Annotated in this window: 17 protein-coding genes; all 17 read right to left on the reverse strand. The window is 60.9% G+C overall.

From position 1 onward, the window contains the following. Positions 1-6 precede the first annotated feature (6 nt). The gene (locus E4U03_RS02255) at positions 7-960 is read right to left on the reverse strand and encodes an RluA family pseudouridine synthase (RefSeq protein ID WP_135011364.1); all 954 of its coding nucleotides are present in this window, start codon (positions 958-960) and stop codon (positions 7-9) included. Continuing rightward, complete coding sequence (gene lspA / locus E4U03_RS02260; RefSeq protein ID WP_245207639.1) at positions 960-1,532, reverse strand: signal peptidase II; 573 nt, start codon at positions 1,530-1,532, stop codon at positions 960-962. Before lspA ends, E4U03_RS02255 begins: the two co-directional genes overlap by 1 nt. Before the next feature lie 160 nt (positions 1,533-1,692). Next, positions 1,693-2,385 carry a DivIVA domain-containing protein gene (locus E4U03_RS02265; RefSeq protein ID WP_135011366.1) on the reverse strand — a complete coding sequence of 231 codons (693 nt, stop codon included), beginning with the start codon at positions 2,383-2,385 and terminating at the stop codon, positions 1,693-1,695. A gap of 306 nt (positions 2,386-2,691) precedes the next feature. After that, complete coding sequence (locus tag E4U03_RS02270; protein WP_135011367.1) at positions 2,692-2,994, reverse strand: YggT family protein; 303 nt, start codon at positions 2,992-2,994, stop codon at positions 2,692-2,694. A gap of 6 nt (positions 2,995-3,000) precedes the next feature. After that, positions 3,001-3,717 carry a cell division protein SepF gene (locus E4U03_RS02275; RefSeq protein WP_245207640.1) on the reverse strand — a complete coding sequence of 239 codons (717 nt, stop codon included), beginning with the start codon at positions 3,715-3,717 and terminating at the stop codon, positions 3,001-3,003. 156 nt (positions 3,718-3,873) lie between these two features. Then, positions 3,874-4,686 (reverse strand): YggS family pyridoxal phosphate-dependent enzyme, encoded by an 813-nt coding sequence (locus E4U03_RS02280; RefSeq protein WP_135011368.1) that lies wholly within the window; start codon positions 4,684-4,686, stop codon positions 3,874-3,876. 29 nt (positions 4,687-4,715) lie between these two features. Beyond that, positions 4,716-5,552: a polyphenol oxidase family protein gene (locus tag E4U03_RS02285; protein ID WP_135011369.1), complete on the reverse strand. Its 837-nt coding sequence runs from the start codon at positions 5,550-5,552 to the stop codon at positions 4,716-4,718. A 122-nt stretch (positions 5,553-5,674) separates the two neighbouring features. Then, complete coding sequence (gene ftsZ, locus E4U03_RS02290; RefSeq protein ID WP_135011370.1) at positions 5,675-6,883, reverse strand: cell division protein FtsZ; 1,209 nt, start codon at positions 6,881-6,883, stop codon at positions 5,675-5,677. 195 nt (positions 6,884-7,078) lie between these two features. Next, positions 7,079-7,972 (reverse strand): cell division protein FtsQ/DivIB, encoded by an 894-nt coding sequence (locus E4U03_RS02295; RefSeq protein WP_135011371.1) that lies wholly within the window; start codon positions 7,970-7,972, stop codon positions 7,079-7,081. Further along, positions 7,972-9,462: a UDP-N-acetylmuramate--L-alanine ligase gene (gene murC, locus E4U03_RS02300; protein ID WP_228065713.1), complete on the reverse strand. Its 1,491-nt coding sequence runs from the start codon at positions 9,460-9,462 to the stop codon at positions 7,972-7,974. The genes E4U03_RS02295 and murC overlap by 1 nt, the downstream gene beginning before the upstream one ends. Then, complete coding sequence (gene murG / locus E4U03_RS02305) at positions 9,459-10,556, reverse strand: undecaprenyldiphospho-muramoylpentapeptide beta-N-acetylglucosaminyltransferase (RefSeq protein ID WP_135011372.1); 1,098 nt, start codon at positions 10,554-10,556, stop codon at positions 9,459-9,461. Before murG ends, murC begins: the two co-directional genes overlap by 4 nt. 99 nt (positions 10,557-10,655) lie before the next feature. Beyond that, positions 10,656-12,482 carry an FtsW/RodA/SpoVE family cell cycle protein gene (locus tag E4U03_RS02310; protein WP_135011373.1) on the reverse strand — a complete coding sequence of 609 codons (1,827 nt, stop codon included), beginning with the start codon at positions 12,480-12,482 and terminating at the stop codon, positions 10,656-10,658. A gap of 114 nt (positions 12,483-12,596) precedes the next feature. Beyond that, entirely contained in the window at positions 12,597-14,132 is a 1,536-nt protein-coding gene (gene murD, locus E4U03_RS02315; protein ID WP_135011374.1) for a UDP-N-acetylmuramoyl-L-alanine--D-glutamate ligase, read from the reverse strand. Then, the gene (gene mraY, locus E4U03_RS02320) at positions 14,132-15,250 is read right to left on the reverse strand and encodes a phospho-N-acetylmuramoyl-pentapeptide-transferase (RefSeq protein WP_135011375.1); all 1,119 of its coding nucleotides are present in this window, start codon (positions 15,248-15,250) and stop codon (positions 14,132-14,134) included. Before mraY ends, murD begins: the two co-directional genes overlap by 1 nt. A gap of 21 nt (positions 15,251-15,271) precedes the next feature. Then, positions 15,272-16,867, reverse strand: coding sequence for a UDP-N-acetylmuramoyl-tripeptide--D-alanyl-D-alanine ligase (locus E4U03_RS02325; RefSeq protein ID WP_135011376.1), 1,596 nt, complete (start codon positions 16,865-16,867; stop codon positions 15,272-15,274). A gap of 15 nt (positions 16,868-16,882) precedes the next feature. Beyond that, positions 16,883-18,580 carry a Mur ligase family protein gene (locus tag E4U03_RS02330; RefSeq protein WP_245207641.1) on the reverse strand — a complete coding sequence of 566 codons (1,698 nt, stop codon included), beginning with the start codon at positions 18,578-18,580 and terminating at the stop codon, positions 16,883-16,885. A gap of 69 nt (positions 18,581-18,649) precedes the next feature. Then, positions 18,650-20,500: a peptidoglycan D,D-transpeptidase FtsI family protein gene (locus E4U03_RS02335; RefSeq protein ID WP_135011378.1), complete on the reverse strand. Its 1,851-nt coding sequence runs from the start codon at positions 20,498-20,500 to the stop codon at positions 18,650-18,652. Positions 20,501-20,528: the final 28 nt, after the last annotated feature.

The following is a 20,528-nucleotide window of genomic DNA, read 5'->3' on the forward strand; positions in this document are numbered from 1 at the left end:
CGGGCTCTAGAAGTTGCCCTCACGCAGGGTATCGAGAGCGTACTGAAGGTCAGGGGTGTAGGGGCTTTCGAACTCCACCTGCTCGCCGCTGGTGGGGTGGGTGAAGCCCAGACGGTGGGCATGTAGCCACTGGCGGGTGAGGCCCAGATGCGCGCTCATGGTGGGGTCTGCCCCGTAGGTCAGGTCGCCCGCGCAAGGGTGGCGCAGGGCAGAGAAATGCACACGAATCTGGTGGGTGCGGCCGGTTTCAAGGTGCACCTCAACCAAGGACGCTGGCCCAAAGGCTTCGAGCACCTCGTAGTAGGTGATGGCCGGCTTGCCGTCCTCGTTGACCGCGAACTTCCATTCGCTGCCGGGGTGGCGGCCAATGGGGGCATCGATAGTGCCCTTGAGCGGGTCGGGTAGCCCCTGCACCAGAGTGTGGTAGACCTTGGTGACGGTGCGGTCCTTGAAAGCCTTCTTCATGACCGAGTAGGCTCGCTCATTCTTGGTCACAACCATCAGCCCCGAGGTGCCCACGTCCAAGCGGTGCACAATGCCCTGACGCTCAGCAGCACCGCTGGTAGCAATATCGATACCAGCGTGCTTCAGGGCCCCGACAACCGTGGGGCCGTGCCAGCCCATCGACGGGTGGGCAGCAACACCGGTGGGCTTATCGACCACCACGATGTCGTCATCCTGGTAGACAATCGAAAAACCGTCAACCTGCTCAGCCTCAACCTGCGTGAGGTCACGCGGCGGGGTACCGGAAGCCTGCACGGTCATTTCCTCAAGCAGTTTGGACGAAGCCTTAGCCTTCACTCCCCTGCCCTTGGCATCGAGAAGCTGAACCTCGCCGTCCTTAACCCAGCCACTCACCGTTGTGCGCGACTGGCCGCTCAGCTCAGCGAGTAGGGCATCAAGCCGGGAACCTGCCTGGTCGACTCCTACCACAAATGTCAGTTCAATCTTCTGAGACACTAGACCCCCACCTCGTTCTTCTTGGCCTTATCGGCTCGTACTTCACGCTGACCGTCCATGCGGTAGCCCAGAAAAGTCAGCAGAACAATCGCCGCCATCGATACGCAGATAGCGGCATCGGCAATATTAAAAATCGCAAAATTCGGTACAGAAATATAATCGACCACGTGCCCGATGCCAAAGCCAGGCTCACGGAAGAGGCGGTCGTGCAGGTTGCCCACAATACCCCCTGCCAGGGTTGCCAACAGAATAACCCAGGGTAAGGTCTTAGCCCGTACCAGTAGGGTCAGCGCCACCAGGGCACCCACCGTTGAAATCAGGGTGAACAGCCAGGTCGACCCCTCTCCCATAGAGAAAGCAGCACCCAGGTTCAGGTAATAACGCCACCAGAGCAAGCCGTCGATCACGGTGATGGTCTGCCCCACGGTCATGGTGGTCTCTACCAGGTGCTTGACCCACTGGTCAGCTCCGTATACCAGGGCAAAGAGGGCCAGGGCTAACAGGGTCTTAGCCACCCCAGGAATCGTACGAACCGGCACCAAAACTGTGCCCTCCTGCTGGGTATTAGCCACCGTACTCCCTGCCTTCAAACATCAAAAACTGCACACACCAGCTTATCGTGTTCGGCACCCAGCTGGTACCGCAGGGCGGTATCTTAAACATCTCAGGCGGCCTCTCTTACCGAGGAGCCGCCTGAGCATATTGAGGCTACCGCCTAAACACTAGGAAAGCCTAGGAGTTGTTGCTGAAAACCCCGTTACGCTGGCCAAACGCACCGAAGCCCTGGGACTGTGATGCCGCTGCGGCGGGAGCGCCCTCAGCCTTGGGTTCAAGAGCGGGGGTCTCTTCGAGGGTGGTCAGCTGCTTGTTCAGGTAATCGCGCAAGGAGGTGCGGTACTGGTTCTCGAAGGAACGCAGCTTGGCAACAGAAACCTCGAGGTTGCTCTTGGTCTTTTCAAGGTCACCCAGAACACGGTTGGACTGTTTCTGGGCTTCTGAGACCAGCTGAGCTGCTTCTTCGCGGCCCTCGGTGATGAGGCGTTCACGCTCGCGCTTGCCCTCGAAGACGTAGTCATCGTGGACCTTCTGGGCCATAGCCAGCAGGCCGGTGGCGCTAGAGGGTGACAGGGTGGGATCAGCGGCGGCAGGTGCTGCTGCCGGAGCAGGAGCTACTGCAGCGGGCTGAGAATCAACCACGATTTCAGCCTCGGCCAGGGCACCGCCCTGCTGCTGGGCAGGAGCCAGTGAAATCTTCGCCTCAGCCTCTTCAAGCTGACGCTTGAGGCTAGCGTTTTCGGCGTTCAGGCGGCGCAGTTCAATGACAATCTCATCAAGGAAATCGTCAACCTCTTCAAGGTTGTAGCCTTCCTTGAACTTAGTCGGCTGGAAGCGCTTATTGATTACTTCCTCAGGCGTGAGTGCCACGATCGTTCACCTCTATTTTCTAAAAATCTTTATGCTTTGGCCCGTAGTGTTCCCGGTGCGCAGTATGTGCTGGAGTCAGGCGCATGAAGCTCGAACTTTCAGCGCGCTAAAAGTTCGGGTAGTCCCCTAATTTACTACAACACAAAATTACCTGGCAAAGGGGCACCGCGCAACACTATGACCCCAGTTAAGTGTGAGCCACTGGTCACGTCACCACTTGAGGGGACAACCCCCAGCCTGCTGACCGACAAGCTTCATCAGCCACCTGGCACGCTCTGCGTGCAACAGGCATGTGCCCACCCGGCTCTAAACGGAGAGGTTGTAGGCCAGGTTGGTTAGCAGAGAATAGGCGAACCAAAGAGCCATCAACAGAATCATGAAGCCCAAATCCAGGGAGATACCACCCAGGTTAATGGGTTTAATCAGGCGGCGGGCGGCGTTCATGGGCGGGTCAGTGACCGCATACACAAACGAAGCAACTACCAGCACTAGGCCCTTGGGCCGCCAGTAGCGGGCAAACATCTGCACCCAGTCGAGCACCAGGCGAATCATGAACACAACAATTAGCAGGTAAGCCGCGATGGCCAGCAGTGCAAAGAGATAGCCCACTGCGGTTTAGGCCTGGTTGAAGGGGGTGACGTCGTCGCTGTCCAGAGCTACCGGAACCTCGGTGCCCTCGGCACCAAGAACCTCAAGGTTAGCGGGGGTCAGCAGGAAGACCTTGTCGGTCACACGCTCGATGTGGCCGTTCAGAGCAAAAGCCAGGCCGGCAGAAAAGTCGATGAGACGCTTGGCGTCGGTATCGCCCATGTCGGTGACATTCATAATCACGGGGATGTTCTCACGGAAGGACTCACCGATAATCTTGGCGTCGTTGTAGGAGCGGGGGTGAATGGTGGTGATACGGCGCAATTCTTCGCTGCTTTCTTCGGAGAAGGAGGGGGTCAGGGCGGTTGAGGTATAGCTAGGTGCCTGCTGGTGGGTACCGGGGAAGTCCCAGTCGGTGCTAGTGCTTTCGGCCTGCTCAAGAAGCTGGTCGTCGGCCTTGGCTACAGAAACACTGCCGGTGGCTGCTTCGGGAGCCGGACGGCTACGGGGGGTCTCAGGTGAAATACCCAGAAGGACGTCGCGGTCGGCGGTTGATGAGATATGGGCGCGCCCTTCGGCGGGAGCCAGCTCATCAGGGTAGGCGTCGTAGTGGTCGTCGGCCTCGAAAACGGTCTCTTCGTAGATCGTTTCGGAGCGGCGCTGGGGCCGCTCTGTGCGCTGCGCTTCGTCTTCTACCTGGCCCAGGCCCAGGTAGGCCATTGCCTGGTGTAGTGTGCGAGCCATTCTTACCCTCCCTATGAGTAGCCTGTCCGCCGGTTGACGGGGGCTCAAAACCTCTGTTCCTATCAACCTTTTACGGTACCAAAAAGTTGCCTGTCTTTCTCGCAGACAAGCCCAAGGGAAACCTCAGTATTCCCGGTGAATTATGGGCATCTGCCCTTAGTGGGCCGGACGGGATCCCATAATCGAGGAGCCAACCCGCACCGAGGTAGCTCCCCAGCGTATGGCCTCAGCCAAGTCGTGGCTCATACCCGCTGAGATAGTGGTGGCCTCGGGGTAGTGTTCCAGCAGCTGCTGGGAGTAGCCGTGCAGTCTCTCAAAGGCGGCTACGGCGTCCTGACCCAGCGGGGCAACCGCCATGAGCCCGCCCAGGGTGAGGCCCGGCAGGGAGCTGATGTGGTCGGCGAGGGCTAAAATCTCGGTGGGGTCTGCTCCCCCGCGTGCGCCCAGGGCAGCCTGCCCGGCGGTGGCTTCAACAGTGGTATCGAGCCCTACCTGGATGAGGCAGCGCAGACCACCCTGTGCCAGTGCTGCCGGAGCGTCTGCCTCACCGTTCTCATAGCGGGCCAGGCGATTGACGTAGGCCTTAGAGAGGGCATCGGCAAGCTGGGGGCGGTCAACCGACTGCACCTCGTGCGCATACTGCACCACAGACTTAGCCTTGTTGGTCTGCAACTGGCCGATAAAGGACCAGTGCAGCGGGTCATCGCTGCCCGTGTAGGCGGCCAGCTCACGAGCCTTGCCAGCGGCCTCCTGGTCGCGGTTCTCACCCACAGCGCGCACACCCGCATCGTACAGGGCGGCGGCATCTGAGGCCGGGAAAAACTTAGTAACCACAATCAGCTCGGGCAGGGGGGACGAGGCAGTTCGGGCGCCACTCACATCTTCCGCGGCATCCTGGATGCGGGCCTGCACCTGAGCCAGGCGGTCGCTGAGTTCTGCACGGCGTTCGGGGCTGTAGATCAGAGTCATATTTCCATTCCTTAGAGCGGGCATCTGGGTTACAGGCGGGAGGGGCTGGGCACCTCAGTGGCCAAAGGGCTAGCTTCTACCCAGACCAGGCCGGCGATGCGCCCGGCAGGTTCCTGCCTCTGAGTATGGCCGCGGTGTGAGAAGAGGTGCTCATTTTCAAAGGTACAGGCCGCAAGGTCGCTATGCACGCGGGTTACCTGCGGCAGGGCGGCAAGGACGGCGCGGGCCCCGGCAGGCAGGTCAAGACCGGGGGTACCCCAGGAGGTAGTGGAATAGACCTGGGGAATCAGCTCAGCAGATTCCTGCCGCATGGCTTCGGGAACCTCGTAACAGCGTCCGCAGATCGAGGGGCCAGTCCAGGCCTGAATGTTCTCGGCACCCTTCTGTGCCATGGCCTCAACCTGGCGTTGAATCACTCCATCGAGCAGGCCCCGGCGCCCGGCGTGGGCCACGCCCAGGACCGGCCGGCCCGTTACAGCGTGCTCCCCCACAAAGACCAGGGGAATGCAGTCAGCCACCATAATGGCCAGGGGCCTATCCTCACGAGAGACGGCGGCATCGGCGACCGGTGCAGTATCGAGAATCTCTTGAGGGCTAAGACCCTTCTCAGTTTCGACACCCTGCCGGTCTGAGACATCCGCATCAAAGACCACGGTGCCGTGCACCTGGTTGAGGTAGCTAAAGCCACAGGAGGCCTCTTCTCCCAGTAGCGTGCTTTCAAGGGCCTGACGGTAGGATAGCGTCTGCTCAAGATTACTACCCACGTGCAGCCCCAGGTTACCGGCAGCAGCCGATGTGAAGGCCACATTGACTCGAGCGCCGTTTGCCAGAGTTACTAGCCGATGGGAGAAAAGAGCGTCGGACATGGGCCTTGCCTATCTTTCGAAAAAGAGCGGGAAATGCTGAAGGGGGTGAAAGCTAAGTCTAGCTTTCACCCCCTCTCGACCTTTAGACGGCTTATTTTCCGTCTAGGGTGGGTCTGAAGTTTTTACTTCAGGAAGTCGGGCACATCGAGGGTATCACGACGTGCTGCCTGGGAGTCCTCAACAACGGGGGGCAGGTCAACGTCGAAGCCAGCGTTGGTGGGAACGTCGTTGCCGCCCTTGTTCCAGCTATTACCTGCTGCGGGTGCTGAGCCGAAGCCAGAACCTGCGGCGGGAGCTGCTGAAGCGCCACCGAAGTTCTGCTGGGTACGAGCAGCCTGGTTAGCGGCGGGGTTGGTGTTGTTGGAGTTGGTTTCGGGGTTGACCGAGTCAAAGCCTGCAGCAATAACGGTCACGCGAGCCTCGTCACCCAGAGCGTCGTCAATGACGGCGCCGAAGATGATGTTGGCATCGGGGTGAGCAACTTCCTGCACCAGGCGGGCAGCTTCGTTGATTTCGAAGAGGCCCAGGTCTGAACCACCCTGGATGGAGAGCAGGACGCCGTGAGCACCGTCGATGGATGCTTCCAGCAGGGGTGAGGCGATAGCCAGTTCGGCTGCCTTGACGGCGCGGTCTTCACCGGAGGCTGAGCCGATACCCATGAGAGCTGAACCTGCACCCTGCATGACGGACTTGACGTCTGCAAAGTCGAGGTTAATCAGGCCGGGGGTGGTGATCAGGTCGGTGATGCCCTGGACACCGGAGAGCAGAACCTGGTCTGCTGACTTGAAGGCGTCGAGCATGGAGACGTTACGATCCGAGATGGAGAGCAGGCGGTCGTTGGGGATAACGATCAGGGTGTCGACCTCGTCGCGCAGGGCGGCGATACCGGTCTCGGCCTGGTTGGAGCGGCGACGGCCTTCAAAGGTGAAGGGACGGGTCACAACGCCGATGGTCAGTGCACCCAGGGAGCGGGCGATGCGGGCAACAACGGGAGCGCCACCGGTACCGGTGCCACCACCTTCACCTGCAGTTACGAAAACCATGTCGGCGCCCTTGAGTACCTCTTCGATTTCCTGTTCGTGGTCTTCTGCTGCCTGGCGTCCAACGTCGGGGTTAGCGCCTGCACCCAGGCCGCGGGTCAGTTCGCGACCCACGTCGAGCTTGACGTCGGCGTCAGACATGAGCAGAGCCTGGGCGTCGGTGTTGATCGCAATGAATTCAACGCCACGCAGACCAACCTCAATCATGCGGTTGACAGCGTTGACGCCACCGCCGCCGATACCGACGACCTTAATGACTGCCAGGTAGTTCTGGGGAGTTGCTGTATCCATGGATTCCCTACTAATTTGTGCCTTGTTTCAAACCAACTCAACCTCAGAGTGAAAGTTGAGATTGGAGTAAACCTATTGTTTCAATCAATGAAAGAGTATCAACTTCACCTTGCAATGTCGCCCTCGTTTCACCCGTGACCTTATTTTTCTCAGAAAATATCAAGGTCAAGGAGGAACTTTAGGTAGAAGTTGAAACTATTTTACGGTGGGGACGAGGGGGCTTGAAACATCGTAGGTTTCTACGGCCTGCTGGCTATTCACGGAATCCATAAGCTGAACTAGAACCTTAGCTTTAAGGCCGCTGTCTTCCGGGGTTCCCCAAACCACCTGCGTCCCGTCCACCATTTCCAAGGTAATGGTTGATGCAGAGTCGGCCTTAGCCTCAGATACCTGAGACAAAATCGAGGTCGGCAAGGCCGCCAGTACACCGGTTACGGTACTAAAAGCAGCCGATCCCAGAATATCCAGGCCTCCGGCAACCAGCGGAACGCCGGCGTCCTCGACCGAGGCTGCGGTGCCCAGTTGCACGCCCTCGTTATCAACCAGCACGAAGCTACCCTCATTCTCCACCACAGCCACGGGCACCCGCTCATGCAGCTGCACCACCAGCTCGTGGGGCGGATTCGCCTGCAGGGTCACCCCGTAGAGCACGTTCTCGTTACCGATTAGAGAGGCAACCTCAGCCTCGCTAATGCGGGTCATGGGCGCTCCCTGGAGCTGGCTCAGCTGCTGCTGCACGGTAGCCTCGTCTAGCAGAGAAGCGCCTTCTACCGTAATCGTCCGGGTAGCCAGCAGGGGCGAGAAGAAAACAACCCCCACAAAAATCAGGGTAGCGAGCACCAGGGTACCCGCCCCGTAGGCCCACTTCTTCCAGCTACCAGCTGCCCGACGCTTGGGGCGCAACTGCACGGGAGCAGAAGGCAGGCTCTGAGGCTCGCTCTGCCCGCTCTGCCGCTCCTCTTCCTGGGCCTGGCGCCACTGGGCGAAACGACTGTTTTCAGAGATATCCACCAGGTTATCGCCAGCCTCTGGTAGCTGGCTTACCTTAGCGGAGTTCAGGCGAATACGGGGCTTCTTTTCATCGGCCACTAGAGCGCAGCACCTTCACGGGCAGAAAGTTTCTCTACCAGCACCCGCCCCAGGGCAGTCACGTCACCGGCGCCGACCGTCATGATGATATCGCCGGGCAGAGCGGCGGCTACGACAGCGTCAATCGCCTGGTCAGTGCTCTCAGCGTAGTACACCTCGGAGAAACCGGCCTCGGTGATGAGGTGGCTGGTCACCCCCTCCATGGGCTTCTCACGGGCAGGGTAGATATCAAGCACGTAGCTGCGGTCAGCCTGAGACAGCGACTCAGCGAATTCGGTAGCGAACTCCTTGGTGCGGGAGAAAAGGTGGGGCTGGAAAATCACGTAGAGGTTATGCCCGGCGGCAACCGTGCGGCCAGTTTCCAGAGCACGGTGCACCTCGGTAGGGTGATGGGCATAGTCATCAAAGACCTTAACCCCGGCTGCCTCGCCGCGCAGGGTAAAGCGGCGGTCAGTACCCGAGAAGTGGGCCAGCGCTTTCACGGCCTCTTCGGGGCTGGCACCTGCCAGCAGGGCACAGACAAAGGACGCCGTAGCGTTGAGCTGGTTATGAATGCCGGGCACCGGCAGGGTCAGGGTAATCTGCCCCGCGAACTGCTGGCCGCCTACGGTGAAGTCCCAGACCAGGTTTGAAGAGCAGTCGGTTCCTTCAGAGGTGATACCGGTCAGGCAAACCATAGCGCCCCCCCCCTCACCGTAGGTGACAACCTGCACGCCGGCGTCCGCGGCCTGAGCCGCGAGGGTGGCTGCGCCGGCGTCGTCAGAGCAGGTCACGAAGACACCGCTGGGTGCCATAGAGGCGATAAAGCGGTTGAATGCCTCGAAAACCCGCTCGTTGGTGCCGTAGAAGTCCAGGTGGTCGGGCTCGGCGTTGGTAATAACCGCAATCTCGGGGCGGTAGCGTACAAAGGAGCCGTCGGATTCATCAGCTTCAGCTACGAACCAGGAGTCCGGGCCAGACGCCCCCAGGTGGGCATTGGTGTTATAGCCGGAGATGGTAGAGCCAACCGCAAAAGAGGGGTCCAGCCCCAGGCCGTCTAGCATCACCGAAATCATAGATGAGGTAGTGGTCTTACCGTGGGTACCGGCGACCGCAATCACCTTGGAGTCCCGCATGGTCGCCGCCAGAGCCTCAGAGCGGTGCAGCACGCGCAGGCCGCGGGCCCGGGCAGCAGCGAGTTCGGAGTTATCCTCACGAATCGCGGTTGAAATCACCACGGTATCGACACCCTCGATATTTTCAGCTGCCTGGGGCACCGATACCAGGGCACCCAGCTCTCGCAGGCTATCGACAGCGGCACTTTCAGCCTGGTCAGACCCGCTCACGGTCATGCCAGCGCGCAGCATCAGCCGGGCGATAGCCGACATACCGGCCCCGCCAATACCCACAAAATGCGCCCGGCCCAGATCGGCCAGGGCCGGACGCTCGGGGAAGGGAGGGTTGAGGGGTGCGGGAAGGTCGATTGAAAGATCCATTAGTGAGGTGCTCATGCGCGGGCCGCCTTCAGTACTTCGTCTGCCATAACCTGCGCGGCATCGCGGATGCCGTGCCGGTAGGACTTTTCTGCCATGTCGGTAAGTTTATCGGTGTCTGCCAGCAGAGCAGGTACATTCTGGCGGAACCAGCTAGCGGTGAAATCTGAGTCGTCTACCAGCAGGGCTGCCCCGGCAGCCACCAGGGAACGGGCGTTGAGAGCCTGCTCGCCGTTGCCGATGGGCAAGGGAACAAAGATAGCCGGTAGGCCCACGGCAGCGACCTCGCTGACGGTTGCCGCACCAGAGCGCACAATCATAAGGTCAGCAGCTGCATAGACATCTTCCATGGAGGTAATGAACTCAACCTGCTGGTAGCCGGGGGCGGTACGGAGTACCCCGGACTCGTCCTTAACCGCCTTGTCACGGCCGGTGATGTGCAGTAGCTGGTAGCCTGCCGGGCCAATCTCATCGATGATTTCGGCAACTGCCCGGTTGAGGCTCAAGGCGCCCAAGGACCCGCCGGTGACCACCAGAGTAGGCAGGGCTGAGTCAAGGCCCAGACGCTCCCGGGCAGCACCCTGTTCAGAGGCACGGTCGAGGTTGGCGATGTTCTGGCGCATAGGCATACCCACGGTGCGGGCACCGGCGATGGGGGTATCGGGGAAGGCGGTAGCTACCAGGGCAGCCTTCTTCGCGCCAACCTTGTTGGCGAGGCCAGGCTTGGCATTGGCCTCGTGGATTACTACGGGTACACCGAGCTTACGGGCTGCCAGGTACATGGGGGTGCACACGTAACCACCTACGCCCACTAAGACGTCCGCCCCGGTGTCGGTCAGAATCTTCTCGGCCTGCTTGAGCGATGCCCGGAACCGGCCAGGGAACTTGATCGCGTCCAGGTTGGGGCGACGGGGGAAGGGCGCCTTAGGGATAAAGCTGATGTCGAAGCCTGCTGCCGGTACGAGCCGGGCCTCCATACTGTTTTCAGTGCCGACAGTCATGATGGTGACGTCAGGCTCGCGCTCCTGGAGGGCTCGGGCAATGGCCAGCATGGGGTTGATATGCCCGGCTGTGCCGCCGCCTGCCAGCACAACAGTGGGTGCGTGGGTCATCAGGTTTCACTCCCTTAGTGTTCTGTTTCGACCCTTAGTTTACGCGGATTGGGCTACAGGCACACCTTGAGGCCTCTTGTCGTGAGCCACCTTACCCTCTTAGTGCTCCTCGGGGAGCTTGCGGGCTTTGCGGATAGTGCGCAGGCCAGCGGGCAGTTTTTGCTCCTTGGGGGCGGGGGCTTGCAGCTCGGTGGTCTGCGGTCCGGCAGGCTGATGGGCAGTAGCTCGTGAGGCTGCCGCAAGCAGCTTGACTGCGGTGGTGGGCGCAGCCGGGCGGGCAGGGTGCTGGGGCTGAGCCGCAGTGGTGCGGGTGTGAGCCTGCTGCACGCTGGCAGAGGGGCGGGCACCGCTGGCCGAGCTAGAGCGTCGGGCCATAGCGGCCTCGGCGCTGGCTTCAGCTGACAGGGGGCTTGACCGGCGGACGGTCTGGGCGGACGGACGCGCCGTAGCTGCCGAAGGCCTCACGGTGCGTGCACTCCCCTGGGTGCGTTGAGGGGCGGACGCCGCCGGTCGTGCCGGGGTACGCCCGTCGACGAGGGCGCCCAGGCGGGTGGTGAGCTTATCGAGAGTCCAGCCTGTGCCGTCGGGGTCTGCAGCGATGACGGCCTGCTCCCGCTCAGCGATACGGGCCAGGGCAAGGCGGCGGGCGGCGTCCTTTTGCATCTTGCTGTTGGCGATGCCGGTACGCTCCCCCACAATCGGGTTAAGGGGGGTCTGCCGGGCAAAGGCGATAAGAATACCGATGCCGGTCAGCGACGACACCAGAGCGGAGCCACCAGCAGAAATAAAGGGCAGGGGCACACCGATGACAGGCATGAGCCCTACTACCATGGCGATGTTGAGCAGGGCCTGGCCGACGATCCAGGTGATGATGCCGATGGTGGCGTAGCGGATAAAGAGGTCAGAGGAGCGCAGCAGGATACGCATAGCGCAGTAGATCAGAGCTGCGTAGAGCAGCAGGACGGCGATAGCGCCGATCAGACCCAGTTCTTCACCGACCACCGCGAAAATGTAGTCGTTGTGGGCTTCGGGCAGGTAGTTGTACTTCTGGCGGGACTGGCCCAGGCCCACACCCCAGAAGCCGCCGGTAGCGAGCGCTGCCAGGCCAGAGTTGGCCTGGTCGCAGGTGGCCTCAACGCAGTCGCGCCAGAAGGCAAAGGTGTTGAAGAGACGCTCGATGCGGTTGGGGCTGATGGCTACCATCATGATGGCTGCCAAGGTGCCCAGGCCCGCGCTAATCATCACGAGCCCGCGGGAGGGACGGGCCGCCAGGAAGATTGCACTGAAGAAGAGAGCGTAGATGAGTACGGTGCCCACGTCGTGGCCTGCCAGGATCAGGGTGATAATCAGACCAAAGCCGAGGAGGGCAGGAATGAGCCCCTTGTAGGCGGTCTGGGCCAGGGTTCCCCGGTCGATGCGCCCCTGACGGGAGTAGACCGAGGCCAGCCAGAGAATCATGATGGGTTTGGCGAATTCTGAGGGCTGAATCGAGAAACCAGCGATGTTAATCCAGTTGCGGTTGCCGTTGACGGTGCTACCTACAAAAATCACGGCGATGAGCAGTAGGGCTGCTGCCCCCAGCAGGGTGTGCACCGCCCAGGGCCGCCGGTACCAGATTACCGGTACCAGGTAGCCCACGAGCAGCATAGCAACGAGACCCAGTACCGCGAACATGCCCTGGGAGCGGGCCTGGCTGAAGGCTCCCGCACCCGATGAAATCTGTTCCACACTTGAGGCAGAGAGCACCATCATCACGCCGAAGAGGGTGAGCACGGTGGCGGTCACCACCAGTACGATGGGCACATCGGTCAGCACCATGGAGCCCAAACGCACCTGGGCGTTCTCCCAGGTGCTCCGGGCCCGCCCCCAGGCTCGTCGAATCAAGCCAGGACGCTGCGGTGACCGGGTTTCTGTTGCCAGTCTCATAGTCTTTTCGCTTCTCTTCTCTCGGGTAAGGGCGCCCCGCCCTAGGTGCGGTTAAAGGTGAGGGAGGGTGGGAACCAGTGGTTACTGATTACCCGCCCTCCGCATCGGTAGGTTTTAGGAATTAATCTGATTGACCAGGTCGGCTACCGCGTCGATGAAGGCGTTGCCGCGTTCAGCGTAGGAGGTGAACTGGTCCATTGAGGCTGCGGCAGGGGCCATGAGTACGGTGTCGTTCTGTTCCGAAATCTCGTGGGCCTTGGCGACCGCCAGTTTCATGACGGCTCGTCCGTCGCTGGCATCGGCCAGCAGGGAGCTCTCGCTGATCTTGTAGACCGGCACATCTGGGGCCTGCTCAGCCAGCGCTGATACCAGGGCTGCGGTGTCGGTGCCGATCATGACCACGGCCTTGAGGCGGTCCTTGTGTTCAGCAACCAGCTCGTCGTAGGTCACGCCCTTCGAGAGGCCACCGGCTACCCAAATCACGGGGTTGAACGAGGCCAGCGAAGCATTCGCTGCGTGGGGGTTGGTGGCCTTAGAGTCGTTGACCCAGAGCACCCCGTGGGTGTTGGCCACCAGCTGGATGCGGTGGGCACCGGGCTCGTAGTTCTGCAAGCCTGCCTTGACCTGTTCAGGTTCAATACCGGCTGCCCGGGTCAGGGCAGCGGCAACCAGGGCGTTTTCTACGGTGTGCTTGGTCGGCAGCTGGCCGGTATCTGCAACTTCGGCCACTTCCAGGGCCTGGTTGCGGCGGTCACCGAGGAAGGCCCGGTCAATGAGCAGGCCGTCAATCACACCCAGCATGGAAAGACCTGGAGTATCGGCCCAGAAACCGATGGCGCGAGCGCCCTCGACGACGTCCGCCTCTTCGACCATCTGTACGATCTCGGGGTAGTTGGCGTTGAAGATGCAGGCTACCTGAGTGTTCTCGTAGATACGGGCTTTATCGGCCAGGTAGTTCTCGTAGCCAGCGTGCCAGTCGACGTGGTCTTCTGCCACGTTGAGCACGACAGAGGCTAAGGGCGAAATGGAGTAGGTCCAGTGCAGCTGGAAGCTGGAGAGCTCCACGGCGAAGAAGTCGTAGTCGACGGGGTCGCGCAGGGCATCCAGGATGGGGGTGCCGACGTTACCCACGGCAATGGCCTTGTAGCCTGCGGTCTGCAGGATAGATTCGGTCATGCCTACGGTGGTGGTCTTGCCGTTGGTGCCGGTAATGGCCAGCCAGGGGGCGACCTTGCGTCCTTCGCGCTGGCGCAAGCGCCAGGCTAGCTCTACATCGCCCCAGATCTGGATCTTCTGGGCTACCGCATCGGCCAGAATGCCGATGGTGGGGGCAAGCCCGGGTGAGGTGACCACTAGGTCAGCGGGCTGGCCCTCGACTAGGGGCAGGGCGTCCATGGCTCCGGTGCCCAGCACCGAACCGGCTGCGCCCAAAATCTTGAGGGTATCTGCCTTGCCGCGGGTGACCTCGTTATCGTTACCGTCCACCACAACTACGCGGGCACCCAGCTCGATGAGGGTGTCAGCGGATGAGAATCCAGAGATGCCCAGGCCCGCTACGACCACGCGCAGGCCGGCCCAGTCGGATTCCCAGCTGGTCAGCGCTTCCAGGCGCTCGTAGCCGTAGACGGGGTTTGCGTTACTTGCCTTCATTAGAAGACACCTCCATTGCTCAGCAGCCAGTCACCGTAGAAGATGCCCAGGGCCACTGCCACGAACAGGTCAGCCAGAATCCAGAAGCGGATGACAACGTTGACTTCGGTCCAGCCCTTGAGCTCAAAGTGGTGCTGCAGGGGTGCCATACGGAAGATGCGCTTACCGCCACTCATCTTGAAGTAGCCCACCTGCAGGATGACGGAGATGGCAATTATGACGAAGAGGCCAGCGATGATGGGGAGCAACATCTGGGTGCGGGTGATGATAGCGAAAGCAGCTAGCGCACCGCCCAGGCCCAGGGAGCCGGTATCGCCCATGAAGATGGTGGCCGGTGAGGTGTTCCACCAGAGGAAGCCGGTCAGGGCACCAATCAGGGAGGCAGCCAGCATAGCCATTTGCCCTGAATCAGGTACCTCGTAGCAGACGTTATCGAGGGAGACGGGGGCGCATAGGTGCTGCTGCTGCCACATAGAAATTAGCAGGTAGCCGCTGAAGACCATGATGGCGGCACCGGTTGCCAGGCCGTCCAGGCCATCGGTGAGGTTCACAGCGTTTGTCGTAGCGGTAGCAATCAGGTTGGCCCAGATGATGAAGAGGATGATACCCACCACGGGCCCGGCAAAGGCCAGGTCGAGCCAGGAGATATCGCGGGTGAAAGAGAGATTGAAGGAGGCAGGTGACCAGCCGCGTTCGTCCTTAATCAGCAGGGCGCCCACGGCAAAGAGGGTACCAATCAGCCCCTGGAGCATAATCTTGCCCTTGGGGGTCAGGCCCTCACTCTGCTTCTTCCAAATCTTCTGGAAGTCATCGATGAAGCCAACGCCCGCCATGCCCAGCATAAGGAACATTGCCAGCAGCACCGAGGCCGACGGGGCCAGGGTGGTGCCGGTGAGCAGGGCTGAGAGACCCAGTGCCAGGAAGAAGCCGAGGACGGTTGCTGCCATCATCATGACGCCGCCCATGGTGGGGGTGCCCCGCTTGGTCTGGTGTGAGGTGGGGCCGTCTTCGCGGATGAACTGGCCGAACTGCTGCTTCACCAACCATTTGGTGTAGAGCGGGGTTCCGGCAATCGAGATGATCAGGCCGAAAGCGGCAGCCAACAGGATGGAAATCATGTGGTGTCTGTGCCTTCCCGGTTATGAGTTATCTGTGGTCTTGGCGGCAGCATCGGGCTGGGCGCCACTGTCTGAGTTTAGTGCCTGAACAAAGTCACCGGCGCTTAACCAGGGCTGTGATTGCCCACTATCACCTTCATTGTGAGTGAGGTTGCCCTCATAGTCAGCAACTTTTTGGCCGAGAAGGCCCAGGCCAGCCCCGTTTGAGGACTTGAAGAGGACGATATCGCCCGGTTCTAGGGCGCCGCGCAGGAGTTCGAAGGCTTCCTCGGTGCTGGCAACCCAGGTTGCCTCACTGCCCCAGGAGCCTTCCAGGTGGGCGGTGTTGTAGATGGGCTTGGCGATGTCGCCTACGGCAATGAGCTTAGAAATGTTGAGGCGTACTGCCAGCTGGCCTATGCGGTCGTGTTCGGTCAGGGTCTGGTCGCCCAGTTCTAGCATGGCACCGAGCACGGCCCAGGTGCGGTTGGTGGAGGGTTGACGGCCCAGCTGGGCCAGGGTCTGCAGGGCAGCGGTCATGGACTCGGGGTTGGCGTTGTAGGCATCGTTAATGACGGTCACGCCGTCGGCCCGGTCGGTACGCTGCATACGCCACTTGGAGGCTGCCCCAGCGGTGTTGAGCTGCTGGGCAATGCGGTCGGGGGCGATTCCTACCTGGTAGGCAACGGTGGCTGCCGCCAGAAGGTTGTAGACGTGGTGTTCACCGATGAGCTGGGAGCTAATTTCGTAGGCCTGCCCGTCGGGGAAGGTCAGGGTGAAAACGGGTTTGCCTTCATCGGTGGTGGTGAGCTTGGACGCGGTGATGCGGTTTTCTGCCACGCCGGGGTTAGCGGTGTGGGTTAGTTCCGCTTCGCGTCCTTCAACGCCGAAGTAGGTGACGGGGGTGGACGCCCGGTTCAGCATGCGCCTCACCCGGTAGTCATCGATGTTCAGGCCCAGGCCCAGGCGGACGCCCTCGGCCATCTCGCCCTTGGTCGCTTCGATATTATCGACGCCACCAAACTCACCGGCGTGGGCGGTGCCCACTTTGAGCACAACCCCGTAGTCCGGGGAAATCATGTCTGTCAGGTACTTGATGTTACCTACTCGGTCAGCGCCCATCTCAATGACCAGATACTTGGTGTCTTCTTCGGCCCGGAAAACGGTCAGCGGTACGCCGACTTCACCGTTGAAGGAGCCGATGGGAGCTACGGTCTTGCCCTCTGCACCGAAGATGGCGGCCAGCAGATCCTTGGTGGTGGTCTTACCCGCAGAACCGGTAATGCCCACGACCATCACGTCGCCGCGCTCACGCAGACGGGCCACGATGTAGGCGGCCAGACGGCCCATAGCCAGCACAACGTCGTCTACCAGAATTGAGGGGTAGAGCTTACCGGCGGCGTCCTGAACCTCACGTTCAACAAGAGATAGAGAGGCCCCCTGCTCGAAGGCGGCGGGTAGGAAGTTATGGCCGTCCGTTACCTCACCGGGCTTAGCGATAAAGAGGCAGCCGGGGCCGACCTCACGGGAGTCAGCGGTAGCAGAAGTGCAGGTCAGGGCAGAAGCACCGGTGGAGTCTAGGCCCAGCAGGGTACCCGCTACAGCTTCTTCAATCTCAAGCGCTGAAAGTTCAATCATAGGTTTACCTTTAGGTTACTTCTGGTGGTTCTGGTAGGCCGGGAGCACACTAAAACCGGCAGCCTGAAGGGCGCGGGCGGTCTCTACCCGGTCGTCAAGGTCAATATCGGTACCGGCAACGTCCTGGGCTACCTCGTGGCCGCGGCCAGCGACCAGAATCGAGTCCTTGGGGCCGGCCAGGGCGATAGCTTCATCAATGGCAGCGGCACGGGGCACAATGTTAAGCACCCGGTGGACGCGGGCACCGGCTTCAAGAGCCGCGAGAGCACCGGCCTCAACAGCCTCGCGGATGGGGGCAGGGTCTTCGCCGTGGGGATCATCGTCGGTGACCACCACGATATCGGCGTAGGTAGCCGCGATTTCGCCCATAAGAGGGCGCTTGGTCTGGTCGCGTTCACCGGTTGCACCAAAAACGATAATGACCTTGCCGTCCGCATCAGCAGGCTCAATTGCCTCAAGGGCACGTTTGAGGGCATCGGGATTGTGGGCGAAGTCCACCAGGGCAGTGGGTTCGGTGGAAATCAGCTGCATGCGGCCGGGGACAACGGGGGTCAGGGTCTCGGTGCGGGCTAGCACTTCAGTGATGCGGTCGCGCTCTAGCCCGTCGCGGGCGCTCTCAAAGACCATTACGGCAGCTAAGGCAGCGTTCGAGACGTTGAAATCTGCCGGGAGTAAGGTGGCGCTGGGCAGTTCAAAACCGTCGCCACGGCGCAGGGTAAAGGAGTGGCCGATACCGGAGGAGCGCTCTACCTGCACCAGAGCCCAGTCCTGGGCAGCAAGGGAGGTGAGAGCGTCCGCCCCCGGCTCGTAGCCGGCACCGAAGTTGGTATAGAGGCGCACCACGGCGCGGGCTCCCAGGGCCTGAACCGCGCGCTCTGCCATGGCAAGGCCCCAGCGGTCGTCGGCGGTAATGACGGCGCGGCGGGTACGGGCCGGGGTGAAGAGCTCGGCCTTGGAGTCAAAATAGCTCTCCATGGTGCCGTGCAGGTCTAGGTGGTCCTGGGTGAGGTTGGTAAAGCCCGCAATGTCGTAGCGGATGCCATCGACGCGGCGGTAGTCCAGGGCGTGGGATGACACCTCCATCGCTGCACTGGTAATACCCTGCTCACGCATCAGGGCAATGAGGGAGTGCACATGGGGGGACTCGGGAGTGGTGAGCTTAGAGGGAATAGCCTGGCCACCGGCAAGAATCTCGATGGTACCAATCAGGCCGGTAGTGTGGCCCAGGGCCTGCATGATCGAGTTGGTCATGTAGGTAGTGGTGGTCTTGCCGTTGGTGCCGGTCACCGCAAAGAGACGGGGCGCTCCCCCACTACTGGGCTGGGAGGCATAGATACGGGCAGAGAGCGGGCCAACAGCAGCTCGCACCTGGTCGGTAGTAACCATGCCCAGGCCCTCGGGAAGGCCCAGCTCGCGCACAATCTCAAGGCCCGCTTCGTCGGTCAGCAGGGCGGATGCCCCCAGCTCGATTGCTGCAGGAAGGAAGGAGGCACCGTGGGCCTTTGCTCCGCCCAGGGCAACATAGAGGTCACCGGGCTGCACTTCGCGGGAGTCCATGGTAATACCGGTGATAGGGCGGGCGGACGCCTGCACCAGCTGGGCCGCTAACCCAACCTCGGCCAGCCAGTCGGCAACCTCAGCGCAGGTGCGCTCGGTAACCTGACGGGGGCGCAAGGTCTGGGCGCTGCCATCAAGTGCTCGGTTTTCTGTCACGGGCTTTCCCTCCAATGGGCGGTCTATGTCAAGGTGCGCTGTGCGGCGCGAGTGCTAATAGGGTCTACTTTAGCCGTTTTCGTCGTGGCCCTCAGCGAACTTAGGGGTCTCTTGCGGCTCGGTAGTGGAGCGCGGCACATTGTAGATGTGCAGGGTTTTCTCCATAATCTCCGCGAACTGGGCCGTAGTGTTGGCCAGGCCAACAGCCGATGCCGTGGTCTGCGGACGGTGCATGGTTACCGAGACCAGGAAGCGAGGGTTCTCGGTAGGAGCAACCCCCACAAAAGAGGTAGTCCAGCCGTCATAGGTGCTAGAACCTTCACCCACGTTTTCTGCGGTACCGGTCTTACCAGCAACCCGGTAACCGTTAATCTGGGCCCCCTTAGCGCCACCCTGGTAGACCACAGCTTCCATCACCTGCAAAGTCTTACGAGCTGTTTCCTCACTCACCATGCGGGTACCTTCATCGCCCTCGCGGACTTCCTCGGTGCCGTCCGCATCAATCACAGCATCAACGATTCGGGGCTTGAGCATAACCCCCTTATTCGCCACAGCCTGGAAAATCATTGAGGTCTGCAAGGCCGACTGGGCAACGCCCTGGCCAAAGAGAACCGTATACTGCTGGCGGATATCCCAGTCCCGCCAGTCACTGACCAAGCCCTGGGACTCACCGGTCAGCTCAATACCGGTGAACTCCCCCATGCCAAACTTCTTAAGCCAGTTGTAGCGCTGCTCCTTGGTGAGCTTGCTGCCCATCATGACGGTACCGGTGTTCATCGAGTCAGCAATAATACCGGCAACAGTGCGCTTCTGGGCGGGGTGCACGAAAGCATCGGTGATGGTCTGCTGGTCAATTTCGAGCTCAGCAGGCACATCGTAAACGGTCTCAGGTTCAGCAATACCCTCTTCAAAGACGGCCGCGGTGGTCAAAATCTTCTCGGTAGAGCCAGGCTCAAAGACCTGGGTAATAGCGCGGGGGTTCATATCGGCCAGCTCAAAACGCTCAGCACCGGGGTCCATCGTCGAAGAATCTGCCAGGGCCAGAATTGAGCCGTCACGCACGTCCATCACAATGGCCGTACCCCACTCAGCCTTCAACTCCTCAGCACGGGCCTTGACCACCTGCTGGGCAAAGTACTGCACGTCCTGGTTAATGGTCAGACGCACGCTCTTACCGTCCTGGGCAGGGATATTCTGCTCGTCCCCAATAGGGATGCGGACGCCATCGGCTGAAATTTCGTAGATACGTTCACCGTCAATACCGGCTAGGTGCTCCCCCATGGTACGTTCGATACCCACCGAGTTGTTCACCTGGCGGGTCTCGCCGCTGGTACCGTCCACGGCTTCTTCAATAACGCTAAAGCGGCCCACCACCGAGCCACCCACCTGGCCGTTGGGGTACTTACGGTCAGACAGAATCTCCCCGTAGATATAGGGAGCGCCCAGGGCATCTACCTTGTTATAGATCGCAGGAGTGACGTTCTCCTTCACGATCTTGTATTTGAGGTCGCCATCGAGCGCCGCCTTCACATCGGCGTCGCTCATTTCAAGAATGTCGGCCAGCTCATACACCAGCTCGGTGGGGGTCACCTCAACCGGGTCACGGCTTTCCTCGGTGTAGCGTTTAAAATTCGCCACGGCAGACTGATCAACGGTGATGTTGTACCGCTGCACACTGCGCGCCAGCACGTTGCCGTTGATATCGAGAATCTCCCCGCGCAGGGCCGGGATGGTCTGCTTACGGGTACGCTGGGCCTTAGCAGCGTCGGCTAGACCGTTCGGGTCAAGACCCTGCACCCAGGCAAGACGCAGGCCCACGACGCCCAGACCACCGATACCCAGGGTACCCGCGATAAAGCCTCGCCGCCCAACGGTGCGTTTGATGCCCTGTACGGGTTCGTTCTGCTCAGTGCCGCTCATCGTCCCCTATTTCTCTTCCGCTGTGGTT

It is taken from the genome of Rothia nasimurium (genome assembly GCF_004569295.1).
Taxonomy (GTDB): Bacteria; Actinomycetota; Actinomycetes; order Actinomycetales; family Micrococcaceae; genus Rothia; species Rothia nasimurium_B.

Bases quoted from the DNA above. Each gene is read 5' to 3' on its own strand.
- E4U03_RS02275 (WP_245207640.1), bottom strand. From the start codon at position 3,717: ATGGCTCGCACACTACACCAGGCAATGGCCTACCTGGGCCTGGGCCAG.
- E4U03_RS02280 (WP_135011368.1), bottom strand. From the start codon at position 4,686: ATGACTCTGATCTACAGCCCCGAACGCCGTGCAGAACTCAGCGACCGC.
- E4U03_RS02285 (WP_135011369.1), bottom strand. From the start codon at position 5,552: ATGTCCGACGCTCTTTTCTCCCATCGGCTAGTAACTCTGGCAAACGGC.
- ftsZ (WP_135011370.1), bottom strand. From the start codon at position 6,883: ATGGATACAGCAACTCCCCAGAACTACCTGGCAGTCATTAAGGTCGTC.
- murC (WP_228065713.1), bottom strand. From the start codon at position 9,462: ATGAGCACCTCACTAATGGATCTTTCAATCGACCTTCCCGCACCCCTC.
- murG (WP_135011372.1), bottom strand. From the start codon at position 10,556: ATGACCCACGCACCCACTGTTGTGCTGGCAGGCGGCGGCACAGCCGGG.
- E4U03_RS02310 (WP_135011373.1), bottom strand. From the start codon at position 12,482: ATGAGACTGGCAACAGAAACCCGGTCACCGCAGCGTCCTGGCTTGATT.
- murD (WP_135011374.1), bottom strand. From the start codon at position 14,132: ATGAAGGCAAGTAACGCAAACCCCGTCTACGGCTACGAGCGCCTGGAA.
- mraY (WP_135011375.1), bottom strand. From the start codon at position 15,250: ATGATTTCCATCCTGTTGGCTGCCGCTTTCGGCCTGATCATCTCGATT.
- E4U03_RS02325 (WP_135011376.1), bottom strand. From the start codon at position 16,867: ATGATTGAACTTTCAGCGCTTGAGATTGAAGAAGCTGTAGCGGGTACC.
- E4U03_RS02335 (WP_135011378.1), bottom strand. From the start codon at position 20,500: ATGAGCGGCACTGAGCAGAACGAACCCGTACAGGGCATCAAACGCACC.